The organism is Citrobacter sp. ABFQG (assembly GCF_004322975.1).
Classification (GTDB): Bacteria; Pseudomonadota; Gammaproteobacteria; order Enterobacterales; family Enterobacteriaceae; genus Citrobacter; species Citrobacter freundii.
This window is the reverse complement of the sequence record NZ_CP036435.1, coordinates 3,965,193-3,991,324: the sequence shown is the minus strand read 5'-3', so window position 1 is coordinate 3,991,324 and position 26,132 is coordinate 3,965,193. Positions and strand designations below refer to the sequence as shown.

Sequence of the window (26,132 nt, the reverse complement as noted above, 5' to 3'; positions counted from 1 at the left end):
TATGAGATAGTTAATAGTCGTTATAGTTTTGCATCGGTAGCACAGAAAGGTAAGTTTTGTGTAAAGAAGGGTAAAAAAAAACCGAACGCTGAGCATTCGGCTGAAATAGGGGTAAACAGACATTCATAAATGAATGACGGTAATAAATAAAGTTAATGATGATAGCGGGTCTATTTTAGTTGCGAGTGAAGATTTTTTTTTTGTCATTCAGTGCTATAAGAATTTTTCGTGTAATCTGTTGATTTTAAAGATTATTGATATGATTCTTGATTATTTGTGCTTATTTTGCCTATTTTTTGATTTTAAAAAAGTTCCCTTTCATTAATATTTTGAAACATCTATGCAGATAAATGAAACACCTTAAAAGTTTTAGTATCATATTCGTGTTGGATTATTCTGTGTTTTTGCGGAGAATGAAGTTGCCGACTGGTTAATGACCTTAATCAGTATGCAGTGGCATAAAAAAGCAATAAAGGCATATAACAGAGGGTTAATAACATGAAAGTTAAAGTACTGTCCCTCCTGGTACCAGCACTGCTGGTAGCAGGCGCAGCGAATGCGGCTGAAATTTATAACAAAGACGGCAACAAATTAGACCTGTACGGCAAAGTCGACGGTCTGCACTATTTCTCCGATGACAAAAGCGCTGATGGTGACCAAACCTATATGCGTATCGGCTTCAAAGGCGAAACTCAGGTTAATGACCAACTGACCGGTTACGGCCAGTGGGAATACCAGATTCAGGGTAACTCCGCAGAAAATGAAAACAACGCCTGGACCCGTGTGGCGTTTGCGGGTCTGAAATTCGCAGACGTGGGTTCATTCGACTACGGTCGTAACTACGGCGTAGTTTACGATGTAACGTCCTGGACCGACGTTCTGCCGGAATTCGGCGGCGACACCTACGGTTCTGACAACTTCATGCAGCAGCGTGGTAATGGCTTCGCGACCTACCGTAACACCGACTTCTTCGGTTTGGTTGATGGCCTGAACTTTGCCATTCAGTACCAGGGTAAAAACGGTAGCGTGAGTGGCGAAGACGATACCGGCAGAACTTTCACTGGCGTGACCAACAACGGTCGTGAAGCACTGCGTCAGAATGGCGACGGCGTTGGCGGATCTATCACTTATGATATCGGCGAAGGCTTCTCTCTGGGTACTGCAGTCACCAGTTCCAAACGTACCGACGAACAGAACCGTTTGAACTTCGGTACCGGCGACCGTGCTGAAACCTATACCGGTGGTATTAAATACGACGCGAACAACTTCTACTTTGCAACTCAGTACACTCAGACCTACAACGCAACGCGTGCAGGCTCCCTGGGTTGGGCTAACAAAGCACAGAACTTCGAAGCGGTTGCTCAGTACCAGTTCGACTTCGGTCTGCGTCCGTCCGTGGCTTACCTGCAGTCTAAAGGTAAAGACCTGGGCCGTGGCTATGGCGACGAAGACATCGTGAAATATGTTGATGTTGGCGCGACTTACTACTTCAACAAAAACATGTCCACCTATGTTGATTACAAAATCAACCTGCTGGATGACAATCAGTTCACCCGTGACGCAGGTATCGGTACCGATGATATCGTAGCGCTGGGTCTGGTTTACCAGTTCTAATCTACATTTATTGTTATCAAAGGCCCTGCGGGGCCTTTTTTAATGCTGTTTTTCCGCCGTACAAACAACGATTTTTGGTGTACTCTTGCGCGCGTTCGCATGAGGATAATTACGTATGGAAATGAAATTTTATCGCGCAGCGCTGCTGGCGGTGACGATTTTCTTTGTCGGGTGCGATGAAGCCCCGAAACCTGCTCAGACCACAACGCCAGCCACCGTTCTGGAAGGTAAAACCATGGGCACTTTCTGGCGGGTCAGTGTCGTGGGCGTCGATGCAAAACGCGCCGCAGAACTACAGGTGAAGATCCAGACTCAGCTTGATGCCGATGATCAACTGCTCTCCACCTATAAAAATGACTCTGCATTGATGCGCTTTAACTTATCGAATAGTTTGTCACCATGGCCGGTTAGCGACGCCATGGCGGATATCGTGACCTCGGCGCTACGCATTGGCGCAAAAACCGATGGGGCTATGGATATCACCGTGGGGCCGTTAGTCAATCTGTGGGGCTTTGGCCCGGATCAGCAACCGTTGCATATTCCCACCCAAGAGCAAATTGACGCTGCAAAAGCGAAAACCGGACTTTCACATCTAAAGGTCGTGAATGAAGCGCATCAGAATTACCTGCAAAAAGACTTGCCGGATCTGTATGTGGATCTCTCTACCGTTGGCGAAGGGTACGCCGCCGATCATCTGGCACGATTAATGGAGCAGGAAGGGATCGCCCGTTATCTGGTTTCCGTTGGTGGTGCGCTAAACAGCCGCGGTATGAATGCTGAAGGGCATCCGTGGCGTGTCGCAATTCAGAAACCGACCGATCGTGAAAACGCGGTGCAGGCGATTGTAGACATTAACGGGCATGGCATTAGCACCTCCGGCTGCTACCGTAACTATTATGAGCTGGATGGCAAGCGTCTTTCCCATGTTATCGATCCGCAAACCGGTCGTCCGATTGAACACAACCTGGTGTCCGTAACGGTCATTGCGCCAACGGCGCTGGAAGCTGACGGCTGGGATACTGGATTGATGGTGCTCGGCCCGGAAAAGGCCAAAGAAGTTGTGCGTCGTGAAGGGCTGGCGGTCTATATGATTATGAAAGAGGGCGAGGGGCTTAACACCTGGATGTCGCCGCAGTTCAAAAGCTTTCTGGTCAGCGAAAAAAATTAAAAAGCAAGATTGCGGGTTTTTGTATCCGGCTATGGGGACACACTGACGCTAAGCGCTATGCTTAACAAAGGAGTCCGAAATGAAAAATCGTTTACGCATCACTGACGATGACCGTTGGCAGTCCGTTTTGGCTCGTGACGCCGACGCCGACGGTCAGTTTGTTTTTGCCGTCCAGACCACCGGTATTTTCTGCCGTCCGTCCTGTCGGGCAAAACATGCGCTGCGCAAAAATGTCCGCTTTTTCTCTGATGCTCAGCAGGCGCAGGCTGCCGGGTTTCGCCCCTGTAAGCGCTGCCAGCCGGATAAAAACAGCGCGCAGCAGCATCGGCTGGACAAAATTGCCCGCGCCTGCCAGTTGTTGGAGCAAGAGTCACCTCTTACGCTGGACGAGTTGGCACAACAGGTGGCAATGAGCCCGTATCACTTACATCGCTTGTTCAAAGCTACGACAGGCATGACCCCGAAAGCGTGGCAGCAGTCCTGGCGTGCCCGCCGTCTGCGCGATGCTCTGGCGAAAGGTGTTCCGGTTACGCAGGCGATTCTCAACGCCGGATTCCCCGACAGCAGCAGCTATTACCGCAAAGCGGATCAGACATTAGGCATGACCGCAAAGCAATTTCGTAAAGGTGGCGACAACGTTTCTGTACGCTATACCCTCGCAGATTGCGCTCTGGGTCGTTGTCTGGTGGCAGAAAGCGAGCGGGGTATCTGTGCGATCTTACTTGGTGATGATGACGCCACGTTAGTTGCGGATCTGCATGAGCTGTTTCCCGCCGCGCAGGATGTTCCTGCAGATGCCGATTTTCAGCAGCGCGTGCGCGAAGTGATCGCCGCGATCAACTCGCGTGACGCGTCGCTATCGCTACCCCTGGATATCCGGGGCACCGCATTTCAGCAGCAGGTGTGGCAGGCGCTGCGCGCAATTCCGTGCGGCGAAACAATGAGCTACCAACAGCTGGCCAGCGCCATCGGCAAACCGAAGGCGGTACGCGCGGTGGCCAGTGCCTGTGGGGCCAACAAACTGGCGATTGTTATTCCGTGTCACCGGGTGATCCGTGGTGATGGCGCACTTTCGGGCTACCGATGGGGTATTGCGCGCAAGGCGCAGTTACTGCAACGGGAAACTACTGGCGAGGAAACATAATGCTCGATCTTTTTGCGGATGCTAAACCCTGGCAGGAGCCGCTGGCTTCAGGTGCGGTTATTCTGCGACGTTTCGCTTTTGACTCTGCACCTACTTTACTGCAGGCGATAGCGGCTGTCGCCAGACAGTCGCCATTTCGTCAGATGGTAACGCCCGGCGGCTATACGATGTCGGTGGCAATGACCAACTGCGGCCATCTGGGCTGGACGACGGATCAGCATGGCTATCTTTATTCTCCGTTTGATCCACTCACCGGCGTGCACTGGCCGCCGCTGCCGGATGCATTTGCTGACCTGTGTCAACAGGCGGCGACGGCGGCGGGCTATGCTGATTTTCAACCCGATGCCTGCCTGATTAACCGCTACACGCCAGGGGCAAAACTGTCCTTACATCAGGATAAAGACGAGCCCGACCTGCGGGCGCCGATTGTCTCTGTATCGCTGGGGCTACCGGCCATCTTTCAATTTGGCGGATTGCGCCGTAATGACCCTTTAAAGCGTTTGCTGCTGGAACATGGCGATGTCGTGGTGTGGGGCGGTAATTCGCGGCTGTTTTATCATGGGATCCAGCCGCTTAAAACGGGGTATCATCCGTTGACCGGAGACTGTCGTTACAATCTGACGTTTCGTCAGGCAGGTAAAAAAGAATAAAAATAAGAATTATTATTGCTGTCAGCGAAGAGATGTTTAAACTGCGGGCTGTTATTACTTGTCCGGGTTGTGTGCATGGAACTTTTACTTCTTGTCTGGCGGCAGTATCGCTGGCCATTTATCAGCGTGATGGCGCTCAGCCTCGCCAGCGCCGCGTTGGGGATTGGGCTGATTGCGTTTATCAACCAGCGTCTGATTGAAACGGTCGACACCACGCTGATGGTGCTACCGGAGTTTCTTGGCCTGCTGCTGTTATTGATGGCCGTCACCCTCGGTTCACAACTGGCGCTCACCACGCTGGGACACCACTTTGTCTACCGACTGCGTAGCGAATTTATCAAACGGATTCTGGACACCCACGTCGAGCGCATCGAACAGCTTGGCAGCGCCTCGTTGCTGGCGGGTTTAACCAGTGATATCCGCAACATCACCATCGCCTTTGTTCGTCTGCCTGAGCTGGTACAGGGGATTATCCTGACAGTCGGATCGGCGGCGTATCTGGCGATGCTGTCGACTAAAATGCTGCTGGTGACAGCAATCTGGATGGCAATCACCATCTGGGGCGGATTTGTGCTGGTGGCGCGGGTGTATAAACACATGGCCACCTTGCGCGAAACTGAAGATAAGTTGTACAACGATTATCAAACGGTGCTGGAAGGGCGCAAAGAGCTGACGCTCAACCGTGAGCGTGCCGAGCATATCTTTAATCAGATGTACGTCCCGGATGCCAAAGAGTACCGTCACCATATTATTCGCGCCGATACTTTCCACCTGAGCGCAGTCAACTGGTCGAACATTATGATGCTGGGCGCCATTGGTTTGGTGTTCTGGATGGCCAACAGCCTGGGCTGGGCGGATACCGCCGTGGCGGCGACCTATTCGCTGACGCTGCTATTTCTGCGCACGCCGCTGCTCTCTGCCGTTGGCGCGCTACCGACGCTGCTCACCGCGCAGGTAGCGTTCAACAAGCTGAACAGGTTTGCCCTTGCGCCCTTTAAGGCCGAATTCCCACGTCCAAATGCGTTTCCGAACTGGCAGACGCTGGAGTTACGTAACGTGGTTTTCCACTATCAGGATAACGCCTTCTCCGTTGGACCCGTGAATCTGACGATTCATCGCGGTGAACTGATCTTTCTGATTGGCGGTAACGGTAGCGGGAAATCTACGCTGGCGATGTTACTGACTGGTCTATACCAGCCGCAGTCAGGCGAAATATTGCTTGATGGTAAGGCCGTTGCCGTTGAAAAACCGGAAGACTACCGCAAGCTATTTTCCGCCGTGTTTACCGACGTCTGGCTGTTCGACAAACTGCTGGGGCCGGAAGGTAAAGAGGCTAATCCGCAGCTGGTCGCGAAGTGGCTGGAACATCTGAAGATGGGGCACAAGCTGGAGCTGAGCGATGGCCGTATCCTCAATCTGAAACTGTCGAAAGGGCAGAAGAAACGCGTGGCGCTGCTGCTGGCTCTGGCGGAGGAGCGCGACATCATTCTGCTGGATGAATGGGCTGCCGATCAGGATCCCCATTTCCGCCGGGAGTTCTATCAGGTGCTATTGCCTTTGATGCAGGAAATGGGCAAAACCATTTTCGCCATTAGCCACGACGATCACTATTTTATTCATGCCGACAGGCTGCTGGAAATGCGTAACGGACAGTTGAGTGAACTGCTGGGCGATGAACGTGAAGCCGCCTCGCGTGACGCGGTGGCTCGCACAGCCTGATCCTACGTGCCGCCGGTTTTTTAGCCACCCGGCGGCACTGTTTATTGTTATTTACATAAATCAGCATCATGATTAATGATATTTCATATCATGGATTTATGATTAATGTCCGTAATAAACAAAAACAGCGCCAGGCTGCGTGATGAAGAGCGTGCGCGCCTTATCTGGCTGCTGACCACTGATAAAGCCATTATTTCAACACTGTTGGGCAAGCTTACCCTGGCTGAGCAATATGACGTCGGTACGTTAGCCGACGATATTGCTGAGGTAGGGGCGCTGGTCGCCCACCTGCCGCCTCCCGATTTAGCCGATACCCTCGAAGCATTACCTTCAGAAGAGCGTCACGCCCTGTGGCGACTGGTCGAAAGTGAAAAGCGTGGTAACGTCCTGCTTGAGGCGTCTGAAAACGTCTGGGACGACCTGATCGATGAGATGAGTGACCGCGAAATACTGGATGCGCTGCAATATCTCGATATCGATGAACAGATTTATCTAGTGCAGCATCTCCCGCGTAACCTCACTGGACGGTTGCTGGCGACGTTACCAGCCGAAGAGCGGGCGCGTGTCCGCCAGGTAATGCATTACGAGAAGAATCGCGTCGGCGCGATTATGGAGTTCGAAGTCATCACCGTGCGTCCGGACGTGACGCTGGAAGTGGTGCAACGCTACCTGCGACGGTTGGGCAAAATGCCGGAGAACACCGATAAACTCTTCGTGACCGATCGCAATAAAGTGCTGGTTGGAGAACTGACGCTAACCTGCATCCTGCTCAATGATGTGCAACGCAAAGTCAGCGAGGTGATGGAAGATGACCCGCTCACCTTTTCTCCGGACGATATCGCTGAAAACGCTGCACGTACCTTCGAACGTGACGACCTGGTCAGTGCTGCAGTCGTTGACCCTTCAGGCAAGCTGATGGGCCGCTTAACTATCGATGAGATCGTCGATGTGGTCTATGAAGAAACTGATACCGATTTGCGTCGAATGGGGGGCTTAAGCGCCGGAGAGGATGTGTTTGCGCCCGTTACCAAAGCGGTAAAAACCCGTTGGGCGTGGCTGGCCGTTAACCTCTGTACCGCCTTTATCGCCTCGCGGGTGATCGACGGTTTTGAACATACGATTTCGCAACTGGTGGCGCTGGCCTCGCTGATGCCAATTGTGGCGGGAATTGGCGGCAATACCGGGAATCAAACCATCACCATGATCGTTCGAGCGCTGGCGCTACAAAATATTCAGCCGGGGAACCTGACGTTTTTGATCCTGCGCGAAATGGGCGTGGCAGTGATTAATGGCCTCGTATGGGGCGGAATTATGGGCGGTATTACCTGGTGGCTGTACGATGACATGGCGCTCGGCGGAGTAATGACCCTGGCGATGATGCTTAATTTGTTGATGGCAGCATTAATGGGGGTCATCATTCCGATGACGATGGTGAAGCTCGGGCGCGACCCGGCGGTCGGCTCGAGCGTGATGATTACGGCTATCACCGATACCGGGGGATTCTTTATTTTTCTCGGTCTGGCAACGCTGTTTCTGATGTAGTCGCGCGTTTGCCTCTGACGATACGCGGCAGAATGAGCATTGCAATCACCCCGGCAACCACGCCAATCGCCAGGTTGCCGGTGGACACCGTGGCAGCGACGGTCATCAGCATCACCAGCGTTTCAGTGATGGGGAGTTTCCTCAGCGTGGCGGGCTGGATGCTGTGCCAACTGAAGGTTTTTACCGCCACAATCACCATAATTCCCGCCAGCACCGACATGGGTATTTCTGCCATCACTTCGCTTAACCCAGTGACTAACAGTAGTAATACCAGTCCGGCGGCAACCGTCGAGACGCGGCTGCGTCCTTTGCCCATCTCGACGTTAACGATGGTTTGACCAATCATCGCGCACCCGGCGATGCCGCCATAAAACCCGGCCAGAATATTGGCTATCCCCAGCCCGGCACTCTCGCGATTTTTATTCGACGGCGTCACCGTCAGGTCATCCACCAGACGGGCGGTTAACAGTGACTCCATCAAACCAACAAAAGCGATACTCAGCGCGCAGGGCCAGATAATCGCCAGCGTTTGCAGGTTGAGCGGAACCAACAACTGGGTGAAACCCGGCAGGCCGCCGCTCATCGAACCTTCGTCACCGACGGTCGGTAACAGTTGCCCACTGGTGACAGTGAACACGGTCAGCAGCACGATGGCGATAAGCGGTGCGGGGATGGCTTTAATAAACCGCGGAGCCCACAGCACAATCAGCAGCGTCAGGACAAACAGCCCCCAGATGAGCGGGCTTTTCCCCCAGAAATGAGGGACCTGGGCAAAGAAAATCAAAATACCTAGTGCGTTGACAAATCCGGTCATCACGGCCGTAGGGATGAATCGCATCAGACGTGCCATTCCCAATACACCAAACAGGATCTGAATCAACCCGGCCAGCACCACTGCAGGCAGGATGTATTGCACGCCGTGTTGATGCACCATCGGACCAATCACCAGCGCAACCGATCCTGCAGCGGCGGTAACCATTGCCGGACGACCACCTAAAAAGGACATCGCCAGGCACAGTACGACGGAGGCGATCAGACTGACTTTAGGATCAACGCCTGCGATAACGGAAAACGAGATCACTTCCGGGATCAGCGCCAGGGCGGTTACCACACCGGCCAGTGTTTCGCGAACCAGCAGACGGGGTTGGCGGAGCACCGCACGGGTCGCGTTTTCCGCGACTGCGACAGAGGAATGTTGAGTTGCAGACATAGTTACACTCAGGTCAAAAATGGCCTGATACAGCAGACCGACAGGCATCCGTGCGGTGAATAGCAAAGCGCAGCATAGTACCCGTCTGACGGACTGGTTTCCAGAAATGATTGTCAATAACCATATAAACTATCAACGTATTAATAACATTTTTAAAAATTAAATATAATCTATAAACAATATTTAATTATTTTTACTTAAGTGTTACCGTTGATGCCGCTCGATTTTCACCTGCATTAAAAGCAAAAAAGCGATACTAAAAGTAAGGCATTAACATTATGAAAAAAGTGACTGCCATGCTCTTCACCATGGCTGTAGGGCTGAATGTTGTCTCGATGGCGGCAAAAGCGAAAGCGGCGGAAGAGCAGGAAACGGATGTACTGTTGATTGGCGGCGGCATCATGAGCGCCACGCTGGGAACCTATTTACAGGAGCTGGAGCCGCAATGGTCAATGACCATGGTTGAGCGACTGGATGGTGTAGCGCAGGAAAGCTCAAATGGCTGGAATAACGCCGGAACGGGACACTCCGCACTGATGGAGCTGAACTACACGCCTAAAAAGGCCGACGGTAGCATCAGCATTGAAAAGGCAGTCGAAATTAACGAAGCCTTCCAGATTTCCCGCCAGTTCTGGGCGTATCAGGTCAACAATGGCGTGATGCATGAACCCCGCTCGTTTATCACCACTGTTCCCCATATGAGCTTTGTCTGGGGCGACGAGAACGTGAATTTCCTGCGTGCCCGTTACACGGCACTCCAGCAAAGCACCCTGTTCCGCGGTATGCGCTACTCTGAAGATCACGCGCAGATTAAAGAATGGGCGCCTTTGGTTATGGAAGGTCGCGATCCGCAGCAGAAAGTTGCGGCAACGCGTACCGAGATCGGTACTGACGTGAACTACGGCGAAATCACGCGCCAGTTGATTACCTCATTGCAGAAAAAGCCCAACTTTGCGCTGCAGTTGAGCACCGAAGTGCGCGGTTTTAAGCGTAATGCCGACAATAGCTGGACGGTCACGGTTGCCGATCTGAAAAATAACGAAGCGGAACATGATATCAAGGCGAAGTTTGTCTTTATCGGTGCCGGTGGCGCTGCGCTGAAGCTGTTGCAGGAAACCGACATTCCGGAAGCGAAAGGCTATGCCGGATTCCCGGTGGGCGGGCAGTTCCTGGTTGCGGACAATCCGGACGTAGTCAATCGCCACCTGGCGAAAGTGTATGGTCAGGCCTCCGTTGGCGCGCCGCCGATGTCCGTACCGCACATCGACACGCGTATCCTTGATGGCAAGCGCGTTGTGCTGTTTGGGCCATTCGCGACATTCTCCACCAAGTTCCTGAAAAACGGTTCATTGTGGGATCTGCTCAGCTCGACCACCACGTCGAACTTTATGCCGATGGTCAACGTGGGTCTGGATAACTTCGATCTGGTGAAATATCTGGTGAGCCAGGTGATGCTCAGCGACGACGACCGTTTTGCTGCGCTGCAAGAGTACTATCCGCAAGCGAAAAAAGAAGACTGGCGTTTATGGCAGGCGGGCCAGCGTGTACAGATCATCAAAAGCGATGCGGAGAAGGGCGGCGTGTTGCGTCTGGGTACTGAAGTCGTCAGCGATAAAGAAGGCACGATTGCTGCGCTGCTGGGAGCTTCTCCGGGCGCATCAACCGCGGCACCGATCATGCTGCATCTGATGGAAAAAGTGTTTAAAGATAAAGTGGCCAGCCCCGAGTGGCAGGCGAAGCTGAAAACCATCATTCCGTCTTATGGTACTAAGCTGAACGGTAACGTTGAGGCTACGGAACAAGAGTTGCAGTACACCAGTGAGGTTCTGGGTCTGAAATATGACAAGCCGCAGGTTGCTGATGAAGCACCGAAACCACAGCTGAAACCTCAGGCACAACCGCAGCCTGAACAGAAAGCCGTCGCGGATATCGCACTGTAAATACAATGCCGGATGGCGCTGCGCTTATCCGGCCTGTTTTATGCGTCTGTAGGCCGGATAAGGCGGTACGCCGCCATCCGGCACATCCTGACTTAGCGCGCGACTGCGTCCTGAATTTTATCTTCTGCTTTCCAGATACGGTATTTAACGTCCACGTTTTCCGGGGTGTAGACCACAATCGGCAGCTTGCTGTTGTAACGGAGCATGCCGTCATCACCCAGATACGCAGTAATGAATTTCTTCTCTTTCTTACCGTCCGGGCAGGCCATCATGGTTGAAACCGGAGATGTGACTTTGTCGAAGACGTAGTAGTCATATCCCCAACCTTCCAGCGTTTTGCTGTCCAGTTCGCCACCCAGGCGGTGTTGGTTGCAGTCAACTTCCAGCGTTTGTCCGATCAGCAGTTCTACTTTCAGAGTAGATTCATCTTTCTCAGGGGTAAGCTGGATAACCTGGCGCTTCATACCCTTTTCCGCCTTAGGATAAGGGGCGACTTTTTCCAGCGGTTGAGCGCCGGCTTCGTTACTGGCAGCCCATGCAGAGGTGCTGGCAAAGGCGGCGAAAAGTACGGCAGGGACAATTGTCTTCATCTTATTGTTCACAGTGTTTCCTTTCTTCTGTCTTTTGAACGAGTCTGGGGCAGGTTAACATATTCGCATCATCAATTAATCTGTATTTACTTATATTTTAAGTGTATCTAGCAATGGTTTACGTGCAATGTAGCTATATATTCTAAGAATCATCTTAAATGTAAGATTATTCTCTTACTATTTGATCGCTATATACATGACTATATAACTCATTGAAATGTGAGCAAAAGCGCATTTTTTCCCGCCAACTCAACACTCCTTTGATCCGGCAACAGCATTTACCCCAATTGGGGTATGCACCTCTAACACATCCTGAAATATCTTACGGCTAAAAATAACTACTCATAAATAGTGCAGTTTTTTATGTCGTTCAACCCGCCGAGGGAGGGCGTCATTATGGAAGGACAATGTCATGGTTGATTTATCCCGTCGAGGCATGTTGACAGGCAGTTGGCGAAACGCCAGCTCAGGGATCCGTCCGCCGTGGAGCAAGGAAGACTCTCACTTTCTGGCCCATTGCCTCCGTTGTGACGCCTGCATCCAGGCGTGCGAAACCGACATCCTGCAGCGAGGCCAGGGTGGTTACCCGAGCGTAAATTTCAAACACGGCGAGTGCAGCTTTTGCTATGCCTGCGCAGAAGCCTGTCCCGAATCACTTTTTCTTCCGCGCCACACCAGGGCATGGGATCTGAACTTTACGATTGGGGAAAACTGTCTCGCACATCAGTCCGTTGAATGTCACCGCTGTCAGGATAGCTGTGAGCCCATGGCAATAACCTTTCGCCCCACGCTGTCCGGTATTTATCAGCCGCAGCTCGACAATCAGGACTGTAACGGATGTGGCGCCTGTGTCGCTATCTGCCCGGTATCAGCCATTAACGCGGAGTACAACCATGGACAATAACTGGCAGGTCTGCAGCCTGGTCGTTCAGGCCAAAAGCCAGCATATCAACGATATCGCCACGCAGTTGCGTTCCTTTCCCGGTTGCGAAGTTGCACTCAGCGATGTGGAAAGTGGTCAGTTGATTGTGGTGGTGGAAGCTGAGCAAAGTGAAACGCTAATGAAAACAATTGAGTCAGTGCGCAACGTTGCGGGCGTGCTGGCGGTGTCGCTGGTTTATCACCAGCAGGATGAGCAAGGTGAGGAAACACCATGAAACTCAGTCGTCGTAGCTTTATGAAAGCTAACGCCGTTGCGGCCGCTGCGGCGGCTGCCGGGTTAAGCGTGCCGGGCGTTGCCCGCGCGGTAGTCGGTCAGCAAGAAGCCATCAAATGGGACAAAGCCCCGTGCCGTTTTTGCGGGACGGGCTGCGGCGTATTGGTCGGAACGCAGCAAGGGCGTGTTGTTGCATGCCAGGGCGATCCGGATGCGCCGGTTAACCGTGGGCTTAACTGCATCAAAGGTTACTTCCTGCCGAAAATCATGTACGGAAAAGACCGTTTAACGCAGCCGATGCTGCGCATGAAAGACGGCAAATATCACAAAGAAGGCGAGTTCACCCCGATTAGCTGGGACCAGGCTTTTGACGTGATGGAAGAGAAATTCAAAACGTCGATGAAAGAGAAAGGTCCGGAATCTATCGGCATGTTCGGCTCTGGCCAGTGGACGATTTGGGAAGGTTATGCTGCTGCCAAATTGTTTAAAGCGGGTTTCCGTTCCAATAACATCGACCCGAACGCACGTCACTGCATGGCCTCAGCGGTAGTCGGCTTTATGCGTACCTTCGGTATGGATGAACCGATGGGCTGCTATGACGATATCGAACATGCAGACGCCTTCGTCCTGTGGGGTGCGAATATGGCAGAGATGCACCCGATCCTGTGGTCGCGCATCACCAACCGTCGTCTGTCCGATCCTAACGTCAACGTCGCGGTTCTCTCCACTTTCCAGCACCGCAGCTTTGAGCTGGCGGATAACGGTATGGTCTTCACGCCGCAAACCGATCTGGTGATCCTCAACTACATCGCGAACTACATCATTCAAAACAATGCGATTAACCAGGATTTCTTTAGCAAGCACGTCAACCTGCGTAAAGGCGTGACGGACATCGGCTACGGTCTGCGTCCGACCCATCCGCTGGAAAAAGCGGCGAAAAACCCGGGATCCGATGCCTCTGAACCGATGAGCTTTGAGGATTACAAAGCCTTCGTTGCTGAGTACACGCTGGATAAAACCGCCGAAATGACCGGCGTACCAAAAGATCAGTTGGAACAACTGGCGCAGCTGTATGCCGATCCGAAGAAAAAAGTCATCTCCTACTGGACGATGGGCTTTAACCAGCACACCCGCGGTGTATGGGCCAACAACCTGGTCTATAACCTGCACTTGCTGACTGGCAAAATCTCCCAGCCAGGCTGTGGCCCGTTCTCTCTGACCGGCCAGCCTTCCGCCTGCGGCACCGCGCGTGAAGTCGGTACATTCTCCCATCGTCTGCCTGCGGACATGGTGGTGACAAACGAAAAACACCGCGATATCTGCGAGAAGCACTGGAATATTCCGTCAGGGACCATTCCGGCAAAAATCGGTCTGCACGCCGTGGCGCAAGACCGCGCGCTGAAAGATGGCAAGCTCAATGTCTACTGGGCGATGTGTACCAACAACATGCAGGCTGGTCCGAACATCAATGAGGAGCGTATGCCGGGCTGGCGCGATCCGCGCAACTTCATCATTGTCTCCGATCCGTACCCGACGGTCAGCGCCTTGTCTGCTGACCTGATCCTGCCGACTGCGATGTGGGTAGAGAAAGAAGGTGCCTACGGTAACGCTGAACGCCGTACACAGTTCTGGCGTCAGCAGATTAAAGCACCGGGCGAATCGAAGTCGGATCTGTGGCAACTGGTGCAGTTCTCTCGTCGCTTCAAAACAGAAGAAGTGTGGCCCGAAGAGCTGCTGGCACAAAAGCCGGAGCTGCGTGGCAAAACGCTGTATGACGTGCTGTTTGCCACGCCAGCAGTGACAAAATTCCCGGTGACTGAACTGGCTGAAGATCAACTGAATGATGAATCCCGCGAGCTGGGCTTCTATCTGCAAAAAGGGTTGTTCGAAGAGTACGCCTGGTTTGGTCGCGGCCACGGGCATGACCTTGCGCCATTTGACGATTACCACAAAGCCCGCGGTTTACGCTGGCCGGTCGTTGAAGGCAAAGAGACCCAGTGGCGCTACAGCGAAGGCAACGACCCTTACGTGAAAGCAGGTGAAAGCTACAAGTTCTACGGTAAACCGGACGGTAAAGCGGTTATCTTCGCGCTGCCGTTTGAGCCTGCTGCTGAAGCGCCGGATAAAGAATATGACCTGTGGCTATCCACCGGACGTGTTCTGGAACACTGGCATACCGGCAGTATGACGCGTCGTGTGCCTGAACTGCACCGCGCTTTCCCGGAAGCTGTGCTGTTCATCCACCCGCTGGATGCAAAAGCACGCGATCTGCGTCGTGGCGATAAGGTCAAAGTGATTTCCCGTCGTGGCGAAGTGATTTCGATTGTTGAAACACGCGGTCGTAACCGTCCGCCGCAGGGGCTGGTGTACATGCCGTTCTTCGACGCCGCACAGCTGGTGAACAACCTGACACTGGATGCGACGGATCCGCTCTCAAAAGAGACGGATTTCAAGAAGTGCGCCGTGAAACTGGCGAAGGTGTAACGCGTTATGTCCCGGTCAGCAAAACCCCAAAATGGCCGCCGCCGCTTTCTGCGCGATATGGTTCGCGCAGCGGGCGGGCTGGCCGTCGTTGGCGTGGCGCTGGGGTTGCAACAACAAACCGCACGCGCAACCGGCGTGCGGTTGCGCCCGCCTGGTGCACTGAGCGAGGAGGCATTCGCCAGCGCCTGCGTACGTTGCGGTCAGTGCGTTCAGGCATGTCCGTATGACACGCTGAAGCTGGCGACGCTGGCCTCCGGGCTGGCGGCTGGTACGCCATATTTCATCGCCCGTGATATTCCCTGCGAAATGTGTGAGGACATTCCATGCGCCAAAGTCTGCCCCAGCGGCGCGTTGGACAGAGAAATTGAATCCATTGACGATTCGCGTATGGGGCTGGCGGTACTGCTGGATCACGAAAACTGCCTCAACTATCAGGGATTACGCTGTGACGTTTGCTATCGCGAGTGCCCGAAAATCGATGAGGCGATCACCCTGGAGCTGGACCGTAACATGCGTACCGGCAAACATGCGCGGTTTATTCCTACCGTGCACAGCGATGCCTGTACCGGCTGCGGGAAATGCGAAAAAGTCTGCGTACTGGAGCAGCCAGCAATAAAAGTGCTGCCGTTGTCGCTGGCGAAAGGGGAGTTAGGACACCATTACCGCTTCGGTTGGCTGGAGGGGAACAATGGCAAATCGTAAACGTGATGCCGGGCGTGAAGCGCAGGCAAAAAAAGGATGGTGGAAGAGTCATCGTTGGCTGCTGCTGCGTCGTCTGAGTCAGTTTCTGATACTGGCGATGTTCCTTAGCGGCCCGTGGCTTGGTGTTTGGATCCTGCATGGCAACTACAGTAGCAGCCTGTTGCTGGACGCTATCCCGTTCACCGATCCGCTGATTACTCTGCAAAGCCTGGCCAGCGGGCATCTGCCCGCGACGGTGGCATTAACGGGGGCAGCCATCATTACGGTGCTGTATGCCCTGGCCGGTAAACGACTGTTTTGCAGTTGGGTTTGTCCCATGAACCCGGTCACCGATTTAGCCAGCTGGCTGCGCAGAAGGTTTGACCTGAATCAGTCTGCGACCCTGCCGCGCCATATACGGTACGTCCTGCTGGTGGTCATTCTGGTCGGTTCAGCGCTGACTGGTACGCTGCTGTGGGAGTGGATAAACCCGGTTTCTTTGCTGGGACGTAGCCTGGTAATGGGATTCGGTAGCGGAGCGTTGCTGATCCTCGCGCTGTTTTTATTTGATTTACTGGTCGTTGAGCATGGCTGGTGCGGGCATCTCTGCCCACTGGGTGCGCTGTATAGCGTGGTGGGAAGCAAAGGTGCATTAACCGTTTCGGCAAAAGAACGTAACAGATGTAACCGCTGTATGGATTGTTTTCATGTTTGCCCGGAACCGCATGTGCTACGTGCGCCGGTGCTGGATGAGCAAAGTCCGGTGCAGGTAACCAGTCGCGATTGCATGGCCTGCGGTCGCTGTGTGGATGTCTGTTCTGAGGATGTTTTTACAATAACAACACGATGGAGTTCGGGAGCGAAATCATGAAAAGCCATGACCTGATTAAAGCGCTGAGTCAATGGATGGCCGCGCTGGCCTTGCTAGTCAGTGGGGCAGTTTGGGCTGCAAACGGAGTGGATCTGAGCCAGTCACCGGAAGTCTCAGGAACACAGGAAGGGGCGATTCGCATGCCGAAAGAGCAAGTGCGTATGCCGCTGAACTATGTGAATCAGCCGCCGATGGTTCCGCACAGCGTTGAAGGATATCAGGTGACGACTAACACCAACCGCTGCCTGCAATGCCACGGTGTGGAAAGCTATCGTACCACCGGTGCGCCGCGCATCAGTCCGACGCACTTTATGGATAGCGACGGCAAGGTATTGGCTGAAGTCGCGCCGCGTCGTTATTTCTGTCTGCAATGTCACGTTCCGCAGGCTGACGCCGCGCCGATTGTTGAAAATACCTTCACCCCCTCGAAAGGTTACGGGAAATAAGAGGTCATTATGGAAAATTCTAACCGTAAACCAGGCTGGATTAAGCGCGTCTGGCAATGGTGGCGTCGCCCCAGCCGTCTGGCGCTCGGCACGCTGTTGTTAATCGGCTTTGTGGGCGGCATTATTTTCTGGGGCGGCTTTAATACCGGTATGGAAAAGGCCAATACAGAAGAGTTCTGCATTAGCTGTCACGAAATGCGCAATACGGTGTACCAGGAATACATGGAAACCGTACACTACAACAACCGCAGTGGTGTGCGAGCGACTTGCCCTGATTGCCACGTCCCACACGAGTGGGGCCCGAAAATGATCCGTAAGATCAAGGCCAGTAAAGAGCTGTACGCGAAAGCACTGGGGTTAATAGATACACCGCAGAAATTTGAAGATCATCGTTTAACGATGGCGCAAAATGAGTGGCGGCGTATGAAAGATAACAATTCGCAAGAGTGTCGAAACTGTCACAACTTCGAGTTTATGGATTTAACCGCCCAGAAAGGCGTCGCGGCCAAAATGCACGACCAGGCCGTGAAAGACGGGCAAACCTGTATTGACTGCCATAAAGGGATAGCGCACAAACTGCCTGATATGCGCGAAGTCAAACCGGGCTTTTAACAGGATGTAGATAACCAGGTATGCTTGAAGCCAGAGAATTACTTTGCGAGCGGGATGACAGAATACTGTTCAGCGAGTTGTCATTTCGCGTCAACGCAGGGGAATGGGTACAAATTACCGGCAGCAACGGCGCAGGGAAAACCACTCTGCTGCGGTTGCTTACCGGGCTGGCGCGTCCCGACGCAGGGGAGGTTTGCTGGCAAGAGCAACCGCTGCATCACGTGCGGGACAGCTACCATCAGCAACTACTGTGGATTGGACATCAGCCGGGGATAAAAACCCGGCTTTCGGCGTTGGAGAACCTGCGTTTCTTCCATCATGACGGCGACATCGCGCAGTGTCTGGCTGCGCTGGCGCAGGCGGGACTTGCCGGATATGAAGATATCCCAGTGAACCAACTTTCCGCCGGACAACAGCGGCGCGTGGCGCTGGCCCGTTTGTGGCTGACCCGCGCCCGACTGTGGATCCTCGATGAACCCTTTACCGCCATTGATGTGAACGGCGTTGAGCGACTGACTCAGCGTATGGCGCAGCATACGGAGCAGGGCGGTATTGTTATTCTCACCACCCACCAACCGCTCAATGTTGAAACCGATAAAGTGCGACGTATTGCGCTGACCAGTGAGAGGGCAACGCAATGATGTGGCGAATCTTTCGTTTAGAACTGCGAGTTGCGTTTCGTCATAGTGCGGAAATTGCTAATCCTTTATGGTTCTTCCTGATTGTTATTACGCTGTTCCCCCTGAGTATTGGGCCGGAGCCACAGCTGCTGGCGCGCATAGCGCCGGGCATCATCTGGGTTGCGGCGCTACTGGCGTCATTGCTGGCGCTGGAACGGCTATTTCGTGATGACTTACAGGATGGCAGCCTTGAGCAACTGATGCTGCTGCCGTTACCGCTACCGGCCGTGGTGCTGGCGAAAGTGATGGCGCACTGGGTCGTGACAGGTCTGCCGCTGCTGATCCTCTCGCCGCTGGTGGCGCTGTTGCTGGGCATGGATATGTACGGCTGGAAAATTATGGCGCTGACCTTGTTACTCGGAACGCCGACGCTGGGTTTTCTCGGCGCGCCGGGCGTGGGGTTGACGGTGGGCTTAAAGCGCGGCGGCGTGCTGTTAAGCGTGCTGGTACTACCGCTCACCATACCCTTACTGATTTTTGCGACCGCCGCGATGGATGCGGCTTCTATGCACTTACCGGTTGAAGGGTACATGGCGATTCTGGGTGCGTTGCTGGTCGGCAGCGCCACGTTAAGCCCGTTTGCCACAGCCGCGGCGTTACGGATAAGCGTGCAGTAACGAGAATTAGATGTGCAGGCCGGGCATGGCGCTCCGGCACAACGGATTTTAATTTATGGAGTCTGGTGACTGAACTATGTGGAAAACACTTCATCAATTGGCGATGCCCCCTCGGCTCTATCAGATCTGTGGCTGGTTTATCCCGTGGCTGGCGATTGCCAGCGCGGTGGTACTGATAACGGGATGGGTCTGGGGCTTTGGTTTTGCGCCTGCAGACTATCAGCAGGGGCAGAGCTATCGCATTATTTATCTGCACGTTCCGGCGGCAATCTGGTCGATGGGCATATACGCCTCGATGGCCGTTGCCGCGTTTATCGGCCTGGTCTGGCAGATGAAAATGGCCAATCTGGCGCTGGCTGCGATGGCGCCGATTGGTGCAGTGTTTACCTTTATTGCGCTGGTGACAGGTTCCGCATGGGGCAAACCGATGTGGGGAACCTGGTGGGTTTGGGATGCCCGACTCACCTCTGAACTGGTGCTGCTGTTTCTCTACGTTGGCGCCATTGCGCTGTGGCATGCCTTTGATGACCGCCGTCTGGCAGGTCGTGCCGCCGGTATTCTGGTGCTGATTGGCGTGGTCAACTTACCGATTATCCACTACTCGGTTGAGTGGTGGAATACGCTGCATCAGGGTTCTACCCGCATGCAGCAAAGCATCGATCCGGCGATGCGTACGCCGCTGCGTCTGGCGATCGTCGGCTACCTGTTACTGTTTGTCACGCTGGCGCTGATGCGCATGCGTAACCTGATTTTGATGATGGAAAAACGCCGCCCGTGGGTGAGCGAACTGATCTTAAAAAGAGGCCGCCAATGACCCCTGCATTTGCATCATGGAGTGATTTTTTCGCGATGGGCGGCTACGCCTTGTATGTCTGGCTTGCCGTAGCGATGAGCGTTATCCCGCTGGTGGTGCTGGTAGTGCATTCCACGTTACAGCATCGCGCAATTTTACGCGGTGTAGCGCAGCAGCGGGCGAGAGAAGCACGTATGCGTGCGGCGCAAGTGCAACGGGAGGCGGCGTGAATATTCGACGTAAAAATCGGTTATGGATAGCCTGTGCGGTACTGGCGGGTCTGGCTTTGACCATTACGCTGGTGCTTTATGCGCTGCGTTCCAATATTGACCTGTTCTATACGCCGGGAGAGATACTCTACGGTAAGCGCGAAACGCAGCAGATGCCTGAAGTCGGTCAGCGCCTGCGCGTGGGCGGTATGGTGATGCCCGGTAGCGTAAAGCGCGATCCGCAGTCATTAAAGGTGAATTTCAGCATCTATGACGCCGAAGGTGTGGTGGATGTAACCTATGAAGGTATTCTGCCGGATCTGTTCCGCGAAGGGCAGGGTGTTGTTGTTCAGGGCGAACTGGACGAGGGAAATCATGTACAGGCCAAAGAGGTTCTGGCCAAACATGATGAAAATTACACCCCGCCGGAAGTTGAAAAAGCGATGCAGGAAAACCATCGTCGTCCGGAAAGCGTGTATAAGGATAAAACGTCATGATGCCTGAAATTGGCAATGCGCTGTTGTGCCTTGCGCTAGGCGTGGCGTTACTGCTGTCGGTCTATCCGCTGTGGGGCGTAGCGCGCGGCGATGTGCGGATGATGGCTTCCGCGCGGCCCTTTGCCTGGGTGTTGTTTATCTGTGTGATGGGTGCATTCCTGATTCTGGTCAACGCCTTCGTGGTTAATGACTTTACCGTCACCTACGTTGCCAGCAACTCCAATACCCAGCTTCCGGTCTGGTATCGGGTGGCAGCAACCTGGGGCGCGCATGAAGGCTCTCTGCTGCTGTGGGTACTGCTGATGAGCGGCTGGACGTTCGCCGTTGCGGCATTCAGCCAGCGTATGCCGCTGGACATCGTCGCCCGCGTGCTGGCGGTGATGGGGATGGTCAGCGTTGGCTTTCTGCTGTTTATTCTGTTTACCTCCAATCCATTTGCCCGTACGTTGCCCAACTTCCCTATTGAAGGGCGCGACCTGAACCCGCTGTTGCAGGATCCGGGGCTGATTTTCCATCCGCCGTTGCTGTACATGGGGTATGTCGGTTTCTCCGTGGCCTTTGCGTTTGCGATTGCCGCGTTGATGAGTGGCCGACTGGACAGTACCTTCGCCCGTTTTTCGCGTCCGTGGACGCTGGCGGCGTGGGTGTTCCTGACGCTGGGTATTGTGCTCGGTTCCGCCTGGGCCTATTACGAGCTGGGCTGGGGCGGCTGGTGGTTCTGGGATCCAGTTGAAAATGCCTCGTTTATGCCATGGCTGGTGGGAACGGCGCTGATGCACTCGTTGTCGGTCACCGAACAGCGTGCCAGCTTTAAAGCCTGGACGCTGCTGCTGTCAATCTGCGCATTCTCGCTTTGCCTGTTGGGGACTTTCCTGGTGCGCTCCGGCGTGCTGGTGTCGGTGCATGCTTTTGCCTCCGATCCGTCGCGCGGGATGTTTATTCTCGCCTTTATGGTATTAGTGATTGGCGGCTCCCTGCTGCTGTTTGCGGTTCGCGGTCACAAGGTCCGCTCGCGGGTAAATAACGCGCTGTGGTCGCGTGAATCTCTGCTGTTGGGCAACAACGTTCTGCTTATTGCCGCCATGCTGGTGGTGCTATTGGGTACGCTGCTGCCGTTGGTGCACAAACAGCTGGGGCTGGGCAGCATTTCGATTGGCGAGCCGTTCTTCAACACCATGTTTACCTGGCTGATGGCACCGTTCGCGCTGTTGCTGGGAATAGGGCCATTAGTGCGCTGGGGCCGTGACCGACCGCGTAAACTGAAAACGTTACTGATTATCGCGTTTGTCACCACGCTTGTTATGTCGCTGCTGCTGCCGTGGCTGTTTGAGGATCGCATTGCCGCTATGACGGTGGTGGGTCTGGCGATGGCATGCTGGATATTCGTGCTGGCGGTGTCCGAAGCGTTCCTGCGTGTTTCCCGCGGAACGAAGTTAACACCAAGCTATTGGGGCATGGTGTCGGGCCACGTTGGGCTGGCGATTACTATTGTCGGTATTGCCTTTAGCCAGAACTACAGTGTTGAACGCGATGTGCGCATGAAGGCAGGTGATAGCGTCAGTATCCATAACTATCAGTTCACGTTCCGCGAAGTGAAAGATATTACCGGACCTAACTACCGGGGCGGTGTCGCCATTATTGGCGTTACCCGAGATGGTAAACCAGAAGCCACGCTGCATGCGGAAAAACGCTTCTATAACAGCACCAGTTCGATGATGACTGAAGCGGCAATTGACGGCGGATTCACACGCGATCTGTACGCTGCGCTGGGTGAAGAACTGGATAACGGCGCATGGGCTGTGCGTCTGTACTACAAACCGTTTATTCGCTGGATTTGGGCCGGAGGATTGCTGATGGCGCTGGGCGGATTGTTCTGCCTGTTTGATCCACGCTATCGTCAGCGCACGCGTCCTCGCGCCGCGGTGCAAAAAAATGCGTCGGAGGCTGTATGAAGCGCAACGCACTGTTAATTCCGTTTATTATTTTTCTGATCATTGCGGCGGCGCTGCTGTGGCAACTGGCGCGTAACGCTCAGGGGGACGATCCCACTAATCTGGAGTCGGCGCTGATCGGCAAACCCGTTCCGACATTCCGCCTGGAGTCGCTGGAAAATCCGGGGCAGCATTATCAGGCCGATGTGCTGACCCAGGGCAAACCGGTACTGCTGAACGTCTGGGCGACCTGGTGTCCGACCTGTCGCGCCGAACATCAGTACCTGAATCAGCTGTCTGCGCAGGGCGTGCGGGTGGTGGGGCTGAACTATAAAGACGATCGTCAGAAAGCCATTGTCTGGCTGAAAGAGCTGGGCAATCCTTACTCATTAAGCCTGTTTGACGGCGACGGTATGCTTGGTCTGGATCTTGGCGTGTACGGTGCGCCGGAGACGTTCCTGATCGACGGGAAAGGTATTATTCGCTATCGCCATGCCGGCGATTTGAATGCCAGGGTGTGGGAGAGCGAGATCAAACCGTTGTGGGATAAGTACAGTAAGGAGGCTGCGCAATGAGATTTTTACTGGGCCTGCTGATGCTGGTTATCTCTGGATCCGCGCTTGCGACCATCGATGTGATGCAGTTTAAGGATGAAGCGCAGGAGCAGCAGTTCCGTCAGCTTACCGAACAGTTGCGCTGTCCTAAATGTCAGAACAACAGTATTGCCGATTCTAACTCGATGATTGCCACCGACCTGCGTCAGAAAGTGTACGAACTGATGCAGGAAGGAAAAAGTCAGAAAGAGATTGTCGACTACATGGTGGCCCGCTACGGCAACTTCGTCACTTACGATCCGCCGTTGACGCCGCTTACTATACTTTTGTGGGTGATGCCGGTGGTTGCGATTGGTCTGGGTGGCTGGATTATTTTCGCCCGTACTCGCCGACGTGTCCGGGTAAAACAGGAAGAGTTTCCTGATGACGTTATCCCGGATGGCAAACGCGGTGGGTTCGGGTTGTTTGTGCCCGGCATCGTGGTGGCGCTGGGGGTTGGCGCAGTGAGCTATTATGAAACCGGCAACTATAAGCAGGTTCAGGTCTGGCAACAGGCCACCGCTCAGGCGCCTATGCTGCTGGAGCGGGCGTTGGATCCAAAAGCTGATCCGCTCAATGAAGAAGATATGACGCGTCTGGCGTTGGGTCTGCGCACTCGCTTACAAGCCGATCCTACCAACGTTGAAGGTTGGATCATGCTTGGGCGAATTGGCATGGTACTTGGTAACGCCAGTACGGCCACTGAAGCCTATGCCAATGCTTATCGACTGGATCCGAAAAACAGTGATGCTGCGCTGGGCTATGCGGAAGCGCTGACCCGTTCTTCCGATCCTGATGATAACCGTCGGGGAGGGGAGCTGCTACGCCAGTTGGTACGCGGCGAACATGCCAACGTGCGGGTTCTCAGCATGTATGCGTTTAACGCTTTTGAACAGCAGCGCTTTGGCGAGGCGGTTGCGGCGTGGGAGATGATGCTGAAATTATTACCGGCCAATGATACCCGTCGGGCGGTGATAGAACGCAGCATTAAGCAGGCGATGGAGCAGCTAACGCCGCAGGAGAAGTAAGAGTGAAAGATGCCGGATGGCGACGCAAAGCGTCTTATCCGGCCTACTGATGCACGTGACTTGTTGGCCCGATAAGCGTAGCGCCATCGGGCAATATCTGATTACTGCATGCCGCGTGTTTGTAAAAATAGAATGGTGGCAGCTACACGAGAACGCACGTTGAGTTTGCGCAGCAGATTGCGAATATGCACCTTCACCGTCTGTTCAGAAATATTCAGCACTGATGCAATCTGTTTGTTCGATAGCCCCTGAGCAAGTTCATGTAACACATCCAGTTCGCGTTCGGTGAGAACGCTGAATGGGTCTTCCTGGGCGCCAAACAGGTCGCGCTCGCGCAAATATTCGCTGACGCGGGTACTAAAGGCTTTACCACCTTTGGCACCACTGCGAATAGCCTCCAGCAGGACTTCAGGATCGCTGTCTTTAAGTAAATAACCATCCGCGCCGGCATCAATTAGAGCGTACACATCGTTGGCGGCATCCGATACGGTAAGAATAATAATTTGCGCGGTGACGCCGTCCCGACGCAGCGCATTCAGTGTATCCAGTCCGCTCATCCCTTTCATATTGAGATCCAGTAGGATCACATCAAGGTCCAGGCGGTTTGCCAGGTCGATAGCGCTGGCACCATCACCCGCTTCCGCGACTACGTTAAAGGCGGGATCAAGTTGCAATAATTGACTAATTCCTCGCCGCATCAGTGGGTGGTCGTCAACAATCAGCACCCGAAAAGGCGTTGCTTCAGGCATACTATTCTCCTGAGTTTTTATTAGTATCATTATTGTTTTCAGCGCATCAATCGTCCAGATTCATCACGCTGATGAGAGGATAAATTTTACCCCAATTTGTGCATGGGTAAGTAGTAAAACCTGTACTGAAAGCCGTAGTAATACTCAGGAATGATGAATCTCAGACATAAAAAAACCAACCCTAAGGTTGGTTTTTTTGGGATTTTTGGTCGGCACGAGAGGATTTGAACCTCCGACCCCCGACACCCCATGACACCGCTTATGAAACACTGAGAGCCGCGCCATTGCTGGTTCTAATTGCTATTTGCATGTGTAAACAAACAGTGCTTTTATGACAAAATCTGCTCTATATACATCAATAGGTTAGGGGACGTTTCTCCCATGTTGTTTAGATGCTTTAGATCAGATTAGACCTTTATGTTTCTAAAAAGGAGCTTAATAACATTGAAACTATAACCTTCCTTATAACAAAGTCATGTCTGGAAATGGTGCATTTGGTGGGTTAGCAAGCACTTTACCAATGGCATTTAAGACGGGAATCAAGGTATAGATCATATTTGAGTCTTTTGGAACACCATAGATGAATTCTTGGAATTCATAACGCTTATCAACAAAGTAGTTCCTAATAGTGTCAAGGAATTGCAATAGATCCGTAGCGGTCTGGATCGTGTTACATGTTTGCAAAATCTCTTGTGTGACACATTTTTTTTGTGTGTCGCTAAGTGCATTGAAAAGCTTTTTTAAGTTGTGCGTTTTATGTTCTTCAAGAAGATCTAGGCGTGAATGCCAATTAGTCGCGCGGTTTTCATCATCGAATTCAGCTTTTGTAGCCTGGCCATTTTCGATGGTGAAATCGTAAGGTGCAGGAATTCTTTTGACCAAGAATGCTTTAAAATAAAGCTCAATTGCTAAAGTTGCGTTGGTATAAAGGACATTCCGTCTAACATCGTGTACGTCTAGATAGCCGTTATTAAGGCTATTTACCACTTCACGAAATGCATTGGCTGTATTGGCAATTTGCTGCGGTTCAACAAAGATTGTTGAGTCAAGACCGGGATTTTCGTAAATTTTAGACTTACGTTTAGACATTTAACTTTAGCTCCGTGTGAAAAAAATGAAAAAAAGTCAATATCATCATATATATGCACTTCCCTTAATATAGTGATGTCGGTCTTAAACGACGCAGATCATCGTTGAGAAGTAAATAT

25 protein-coding genes and 1 pseudogene are annotated in these 26,132 nt (G+C 53.2%); 22 read left to right on the top strand and 4 right to left on the bottom strand.

Features of this window, described 5'->3' with window-relative positions:
* Nucleotides 1-498: 498 nt before the first annotated feature.
* From WN16_RS19715 to mgtE, 6 genes and pseudogenes are all read left to right on the top strand, one after another.
* Nucleotides 499-1,614 carry a porin OmpC gene (locus tag WN16_RS19715; RefSeq protein ID WP_003027588.1) on the top strand — a complete coding sequence of 372 codons (1,116 nt, stop codon included), beginning with the start codon at nt 499-501 and terminating at the stop codon, nt 1,612-1,614.
* A gap of 115 nt (nt 1,615-1,729) precedes the next feature.
* Nucleotides 1,730-2,782, top strand: coding sequence for an FAD:protein FMN transferase ApbE (gene apbE / locus WN16_RS19705; RefSeq protein ID WP_044701165.1), 1,053 nt, complete (start codon nt 1,730-1,732; stop codon nt 2,780-2,782).
* A 79-nt stretch (nt 2,783-2,861) separates the two neighbouring features.
* Nucleotides 2,862-3,926 (top strand): bifunctional DNA-binding transcriptional regulator/O6-methylguanine-DNA methyltransferase Ada, encoded by a 1,065-nt coding sequence (gene ada, locus WN16_RS19700; protein WP_044701164.1) that lies wholly within the window; start codon nt 2,862-2,864, stop codon nt 3,924-3,926.
* Nucleotides 3,926-4,616: pseudogene (gene alkB, locus WN16_RS19695) on the top strand (DNA oxidative demethylase AlkB). Before ada ends, alkB begins: the two are co-directional and overlap by 1 nt.
* 35 nt (nt 4,617-4,651) lie before the next feature.
* Nucleotides 4,652-6,295, top strand: coding sequence for a multidrug ABC transporter permease/ATP-binding protein (locus WN16_RS19690; protein WP_003027580.1), 1,644 nt, complete (start codon nt 4,652-4,654; stop codon nt 6,293-6,295).
* 105 nt (nt 6,296-6,400) lie between these two features.
* Nucleotides 6,401-7,837 carry a magnesium transporter gene (mgtE, locus tag WN16_RS19685; RefSeq protein ID WP_003027576.1) on the top strand — a complete coding sequence of 479 codons (1,437 nt, stop codon included), beginning with the start codon at nt 6,401-6,403 and terminating at the stop codon, nt 7,835-7,837.
* Here mgtE and WN16_RS19680 read toward each other — a convergent pair.
* Nucleotides 7,800-9,047, bottom strand: coding sequence for a SulP family inorganic anion transporter (locus WN16_RS19680; protein ID WP_044701223.1), 1,248 nt, complete (start codon nt 9,045-9,047; stop codon nt 7,800-7,802). The two genes, mgtE and WN16_RS19680, sit on opposite strands and share 38 nt — an antisense overlap.
* 278 nt (nt 9,048-9,325) lie before the next feature.
* Here WN16_RS19680 and mqo point away from each other — a divergent pair, with 278 nt between their 5' ends.
* Nucleotides 9,326-10,987 (top strand): malate dehydrogenase (quinone), encoded by a 1,662-nt coding sequence (gene mqo / locus WN16_RS19675; RefSeq protein WP_044701163.1) that lies wholly within the window; start codon nt 9,326-9,328, stop codon nt 10,985-10,987.
* A gap of 92 nt (nt 10,988-11,079) precedes the next feature.
* On the opposite strand, the gene eco is transcribed toward mqo, so the two are convergent.
* On the bottom strand, nt 11,080-11,577 hold the full coding sequence (eco, locus tag WN16_RS19670) for a serine protease inhibitor ecotin (RefSeq protein ID WP_003027568.1): 498 nt from the start codon (nt 11,575-11,577) through the stop codon (nt 11,080-11,082).
* 412 nt (nt 11,578-11,989) lie between these two features.
* Between eco and napF the strand changes: the two genes are divergently transcribed.
* The 15 genes from napF (at nt 11,990) to WN16_RS19595 (ending at nt 24,175) form a co-directional block, all read left to right on the top strand.
* Nucleotides 11,990-12,481, top strand: coding sequence for a ferredoxin-type protein NapF (gene napF, locus WN16_RS19665; RefSeq protein WP_044701160.1), 492 nt, complete (start codon nt 11,990-11,992; stop codon nt 12,479-12,481).
* Nucleotides 12,471-12,734, top strand: coding sequence for a chaperone NapD (gene napD, locus WN16_RS19660; RefSeq protein WP_003027560.1), 264 nt, complete (start codon nt 12,471-12,473; stop codon nt 12,732-12,734). The genes napF and napD overlap by 11 nt, the downstream gene beginning before the upstream one ends.
* Nucleotides 12,731-15,217, top strand: a complete 2,487-nt coding sequence (napA, locus tag WN16_RS19655) for a nitrate reductase catalytic subunit NapA (RefSeq protein WP_003027558.1) — start codon at nt 12,731-12,733, stop codon at nt 15,215-15,217. Before napD ends, napA begins: the two co-directional genes overlap by 4 nt.
* A 6-nt stretch (nt 15,218-15,223) precedes the next feature.
* Complete coding sequence (napG, locus tag WN16_RS19650) at nt 15,224-15,919, top strand: ferredoxin-type protein NapG (protein WP_003027555.1); 696 nt, start codon at nt 15,224-15,226, stop codon at nt 15,917-15,919.
* Nucleotides 15,906-16,769 carry a quinol dehydrogenase ferredoxin subunit NapH gene (napH, locus tag WN16_RS19645; protein ID WP_003027552.1) on the top strand — a complete coding sequence of 288 codons (864 nt, stop codon included), beginning with the start codon at nt 15,906-15,908 and terminating at the stop codon, nt 16,767-16,769. The genes napG and napH overlap by 14 nt, the downstream gene beginning before the upstream one ends.
* On the top strand, nt 16,766-17,215 hold the full coding sequence (napB, locus tag WN16_RS19640) for a nitrate reductase cytochrome c-type subunit (protein ID WP_003839442.1): 450 nt from the start codon (nt 16,766-16,768) through the stop codon (nt 17,213-17,215). The genes napH and napB overlap by 4 nt, the downstream gene beginning before the upstream one ends.
* Before the next feature lie 9 nt (nt 17,216-17,224).
* The gene (gene napC / locus WN16_RS19635; RefSeq protein WP_003027548.1) at nt 17,225-17,827 is read left to right on the top strand and encodes a cytochrome c-type protein NapC; all 603 of its coding nucleotides are present in this window, start codon (nt 17,225-17,227) and stop codon (nt 17,825-17,827) included.
* Between the two features lie 20 nt (nt 17,828-17,847).
* The gene (gene ccmA, locus WN16_RS19630; protein WP_003027545.1) at nt 17,848-18,468 is read left to right on the top strand and encodes a cytochrome c biogenesis heme-transporting ATPase CcmA; all 621 of its coding nucleotides are present in this window, start codon (nt 17,848-17,850) and stop codon (nt 18,466-18,468) included.
* A complete protein-coding gene (gene ccmB, locus WN16_RS19625) occupies nt 18,465-19,124 on the top strand; it encodes a heme exporter protein CcmB (protein WP_003027542.1) in 660 nt (219 codons plus the stop codon). Before ccmA ends, ccmB begins: the two co-directional genes overlap by 4 nt.
* A gap of 76 nt (nt 19,125-19,200) precedes the next feature.
* A complete protein-coding gene (locus WN16_RS19620) occupies nt 19,201-19,938 on the top strand; it encodes a heme ABC transporter permease (protein WP_003027538.1) in 738 nt (245 codons plus the stop codon).
* The gene (gene ccmD, locus WN16_RS19615; RefSeq protein ID WP_003027536.1) at nt 19,935-20,147 is read left to right on the top strand and encodes a heme exporter protein CcmD; all 213 of its coding nucleotides are present in this window, start codon (nt 19,935-19,937) and stop codon (nt 20,145-20,147) included. The genes WN16_RS19620 and ccmD overlap by 4 nt, the downstream gene beginning before the upstream one ends.
* Entirely contained in the window at nt 20,144-20,623 is a 480-nt protein-coding gene (gene ccmE, locus WN16_RS19610; RefSeq protein ID WP_003834619.1) for a cytochrome c maturation protein CcmE, read from the top strand. The genes ccmD and ccmE overlap by 4 nt, the downstream gene beginning before the upstream one ends.
* Nucleotides 20,620-22,575 carry a heme lyase CcmF/NrfE family subunit gene (locus tag WN16_RS19605; RefSeq protein WP_003839444.1) on the top strand — a complete coding sequence of 652 codons (1,956 nt, stop codon included), beginning with the start codon at nt 20,620-20,622 and terminating at the stop codon, nt 22,573-22,575. The genes ccmE and WN16_RS19605 overlap by 4 nt, the downstream gene beginning before the upstream one ends.
* Nucleotides 22,572-23,129, top strand: coding sequence for a thiol:disulfide interchange protein DsbE (dsbE, locus tag WN16_RS19600; RefSeq protein WP_003834613.1), 558 nt, complete (start codon nt 22,572-22,574; stop codon nt 23,127-23,129). Before WN16_RS19605 ends, dsbE begins: the two co-directional genes overlap by 4 nt.
* Entirely contained in the window at nt 23,126-24,175 is a 1,050-nt protein-coding gene (locus tag WN16_RS19595; RefSeq protein ID WP_032936615.1) for a cytochrome c-type biogenesis protein CcmH, read from the top strand. The genes dsbE and WN16_RS19595 overlap by 4 nt, the downstream gene beginning before the upstream one ends.
* A 101-nt stretch (nt 24,176-24,276) precedes the next feature.
* On the opposite strand, the gene narP is transcribed toward WN16_RS19595, so the two are convergent.
* Both narP and WN16_RS19580 read right to left on the bottom strand, forming a co-directional pair.
* Nucleotides 24,277-24,924 carry a nitrate/nitrite response regulator protein NarP gene (narP, locus tag WN16_RS19590; protein ID WP_003027518.1) on the bottom strand — a complete coding sequence of 216 codons (648 nt, stop codon included), beginning with the start codon at nt 24,922-24,924 and terminating at the stop codon, nt 24,277-24,279.
* A 462-nt stretch (nt 24,925-25,386) separates the two neighbouring features.
* Nucleotides 25,387-26,013 (bottom strand): hypothetical protein, encoded by a 627-nt coding sequence (locus WN16_RS19580; RefSeq protein ID WP_044701155.1) that lies wholly within the window; start codon nt 26,011-26,013, stop codon nt 25,387-25,389.
* Between the last annotated feature and the right edge of the window lie 119 nt (nt 26,014-26,132).

What these genes read in the sequence shown, in the direction of transcription:
- WN16_RS19680 (WP_044701223.1), bottom strand. Translation starts at nt 9,047, where the DNA reads ATGTCTGCAACTCAACATTCCTCTGTCGCAGTCGCGGAAAACGCGACC.
- WN16_RS19690 (WP_003027580.1), top strand. Translation starts at nt 4,652, where the DNA reads ATGGAACTTTTACTTCTTGTCTGGCGGCAGTATCGCTGGCCATTTATC.
- narP (WP_003027518.1), bottom strand. Translation starts at nt 24,924, where the DNA reads ATGCCTGAAGCAACGCCTTTTCGGGTGCTGATTGTTGACGACCACCCA.
- ada (WP_044701164.1), top strand. Translation starts at nt 2,862, where the DNA reads ATGAAAAATCGTTTACGCATCACTGACGATGACCGTTGGCAGTCCGTT.
- WN16_RS19715 (WP_003027588.1), top strand. Translation starts at nt 499, where the DNA reads ATGAAAGTTAAAGTACTGTCCCTCCTGGTACCAGCACTGCTGGTAGCA.
- napC (WP_003027548.1), top strand. Translation starts at nt 17,225, where the DNA reads ATGGAAAATTCTAACCGTAAACCAGGCTGGATTAAGCGCGTCTGGCAA.
- WN16_RS19620 (WP_003027538.1), top strand. Translation starts at nt 19,201, where the DNA reads ATGTGGAAAACACTTCATCAATTGGCGATGCCCCCTCGGCTCTATCAG.
- napF (WP_044701160.1), top strand. Translation starts at nt 11,990, where the DNA reads ATGGTTGATTTATCCCGTCGAGGCATGTTGACAGGCAGTTGGCGAAAC.
- ccmB (WP_003027542.1), top strand. Translation starts at nt 18,465, where the DNA reads ATGATGTGGCGAATCTTTCGTTTAGAACTGCGAGTTGCGTTTCGTCAT.
- WN16_RS19580 (WP_044701155.1), bottom strand. Translation starts at nt 26,013, where the DNA reads ATGTCTAAACGTAAGTCTAAAATTTACGAAAATCCCGGTCTTGACTCA.
- napA (WP_003027558.1), top strand. Translation starts at nt 12,731, where the DNA reads ATGAAACTCAGTCGTCGTAGCTTTATGAAAGCTAACGCCGTTGCGGCC.
- mqo (WP_044701163.1), top strand. Translation starts at nt 9,326, where the DNA reads ATGAAAAAAGTGACTGCCATGCTCTTCACCATGGCTGTAGGGCTGAAT.
- napH (WP_003027552.1), top strand. Translation starts at nt 15,906, where the DNA reads ATGGCAAATCGTAAACGTGATGCCGGGCGTGAAGCGCAGGCAAAAAAA.
- ccmD (WP_003027536.1), top strand. Translation starts at nt 19,935, where the DNA reads ATGACCCCTGCATTTGCATCATGGAGTGATTTTTTCGCGATGGGCGGC.
- napD (WP_003027560.1), top strand. Translation starts at nt 12,471, where the DNA reads ATGGACAATAACTGGCAGGTCTGCAGCCTGGTCGTTCAGGCCAAAAGC.
- ccmA (WP_003027545.1), top strand. Translation starts at nt 17,848, where the DNA reads ATGCTTGAAGCCAGAGAATTACTTTGCGAGCGGGATGACAGAATACTG.
- WN16_RS19605 (WP_003839444.1), top strand. Translation starts at nt 20,620, where the DNA reads ATGATGCCTGAAATTGGCAATGCGCTGTTGTGCCTTGCGCTAGGCGTG.
- WN16_RS19595 (WP_032936615.1), top strand. Translation starts at nt 23,126, where the DNA reads ATGAGATTTTTACTGGGCCTGCTGATGCTGGTTATCTCTGGATCCGCG.
- napG (WP_003027555.1), top strand. Translation starts at nt 15,224, where the DNA reads ATGTCCCGGTCAGCAAAACCCCAAAATGGCCGCCGCCGCTTTCTGCGC.
- apbE (WP_044701165.1), top strand. Translation starts at nt 1,730, where the DNA reads ATGGAAATGAAATTTTATCGCGCAGCGCTGCTGGCGGTGACGATTTTC.
- mgtE (WP_003027576.1), top strand. Translation starts at nt 6,401, where the DNA reads ATGTCCGTAATAAACAAAAACAGCGCCAGGCTGCGTGATGAAGAGCGT.
- napB (WP_003839442.1), top strand. Translation starts at nt 16,766, where the DNA reads ATGAAAAGCCATGACCTGATTAAAGCGCTGAGTCAATGGATGGCCGCG.
- dsbE (WP_003834613.1), top strand. Translation starts at nt 22,572, where the DNA reads ATGAAGCGCAACGCACTGTTAATTCCGTTTATTATTTTTCTGATCATT.
- eco (WP_003027568.1), bottom strand. Translation starts at nt 11,577, where the DNA reads ATGAAGACAATTGTCCCTGCCGTACTTTTCGCCGCCTTTGCCAGCACC.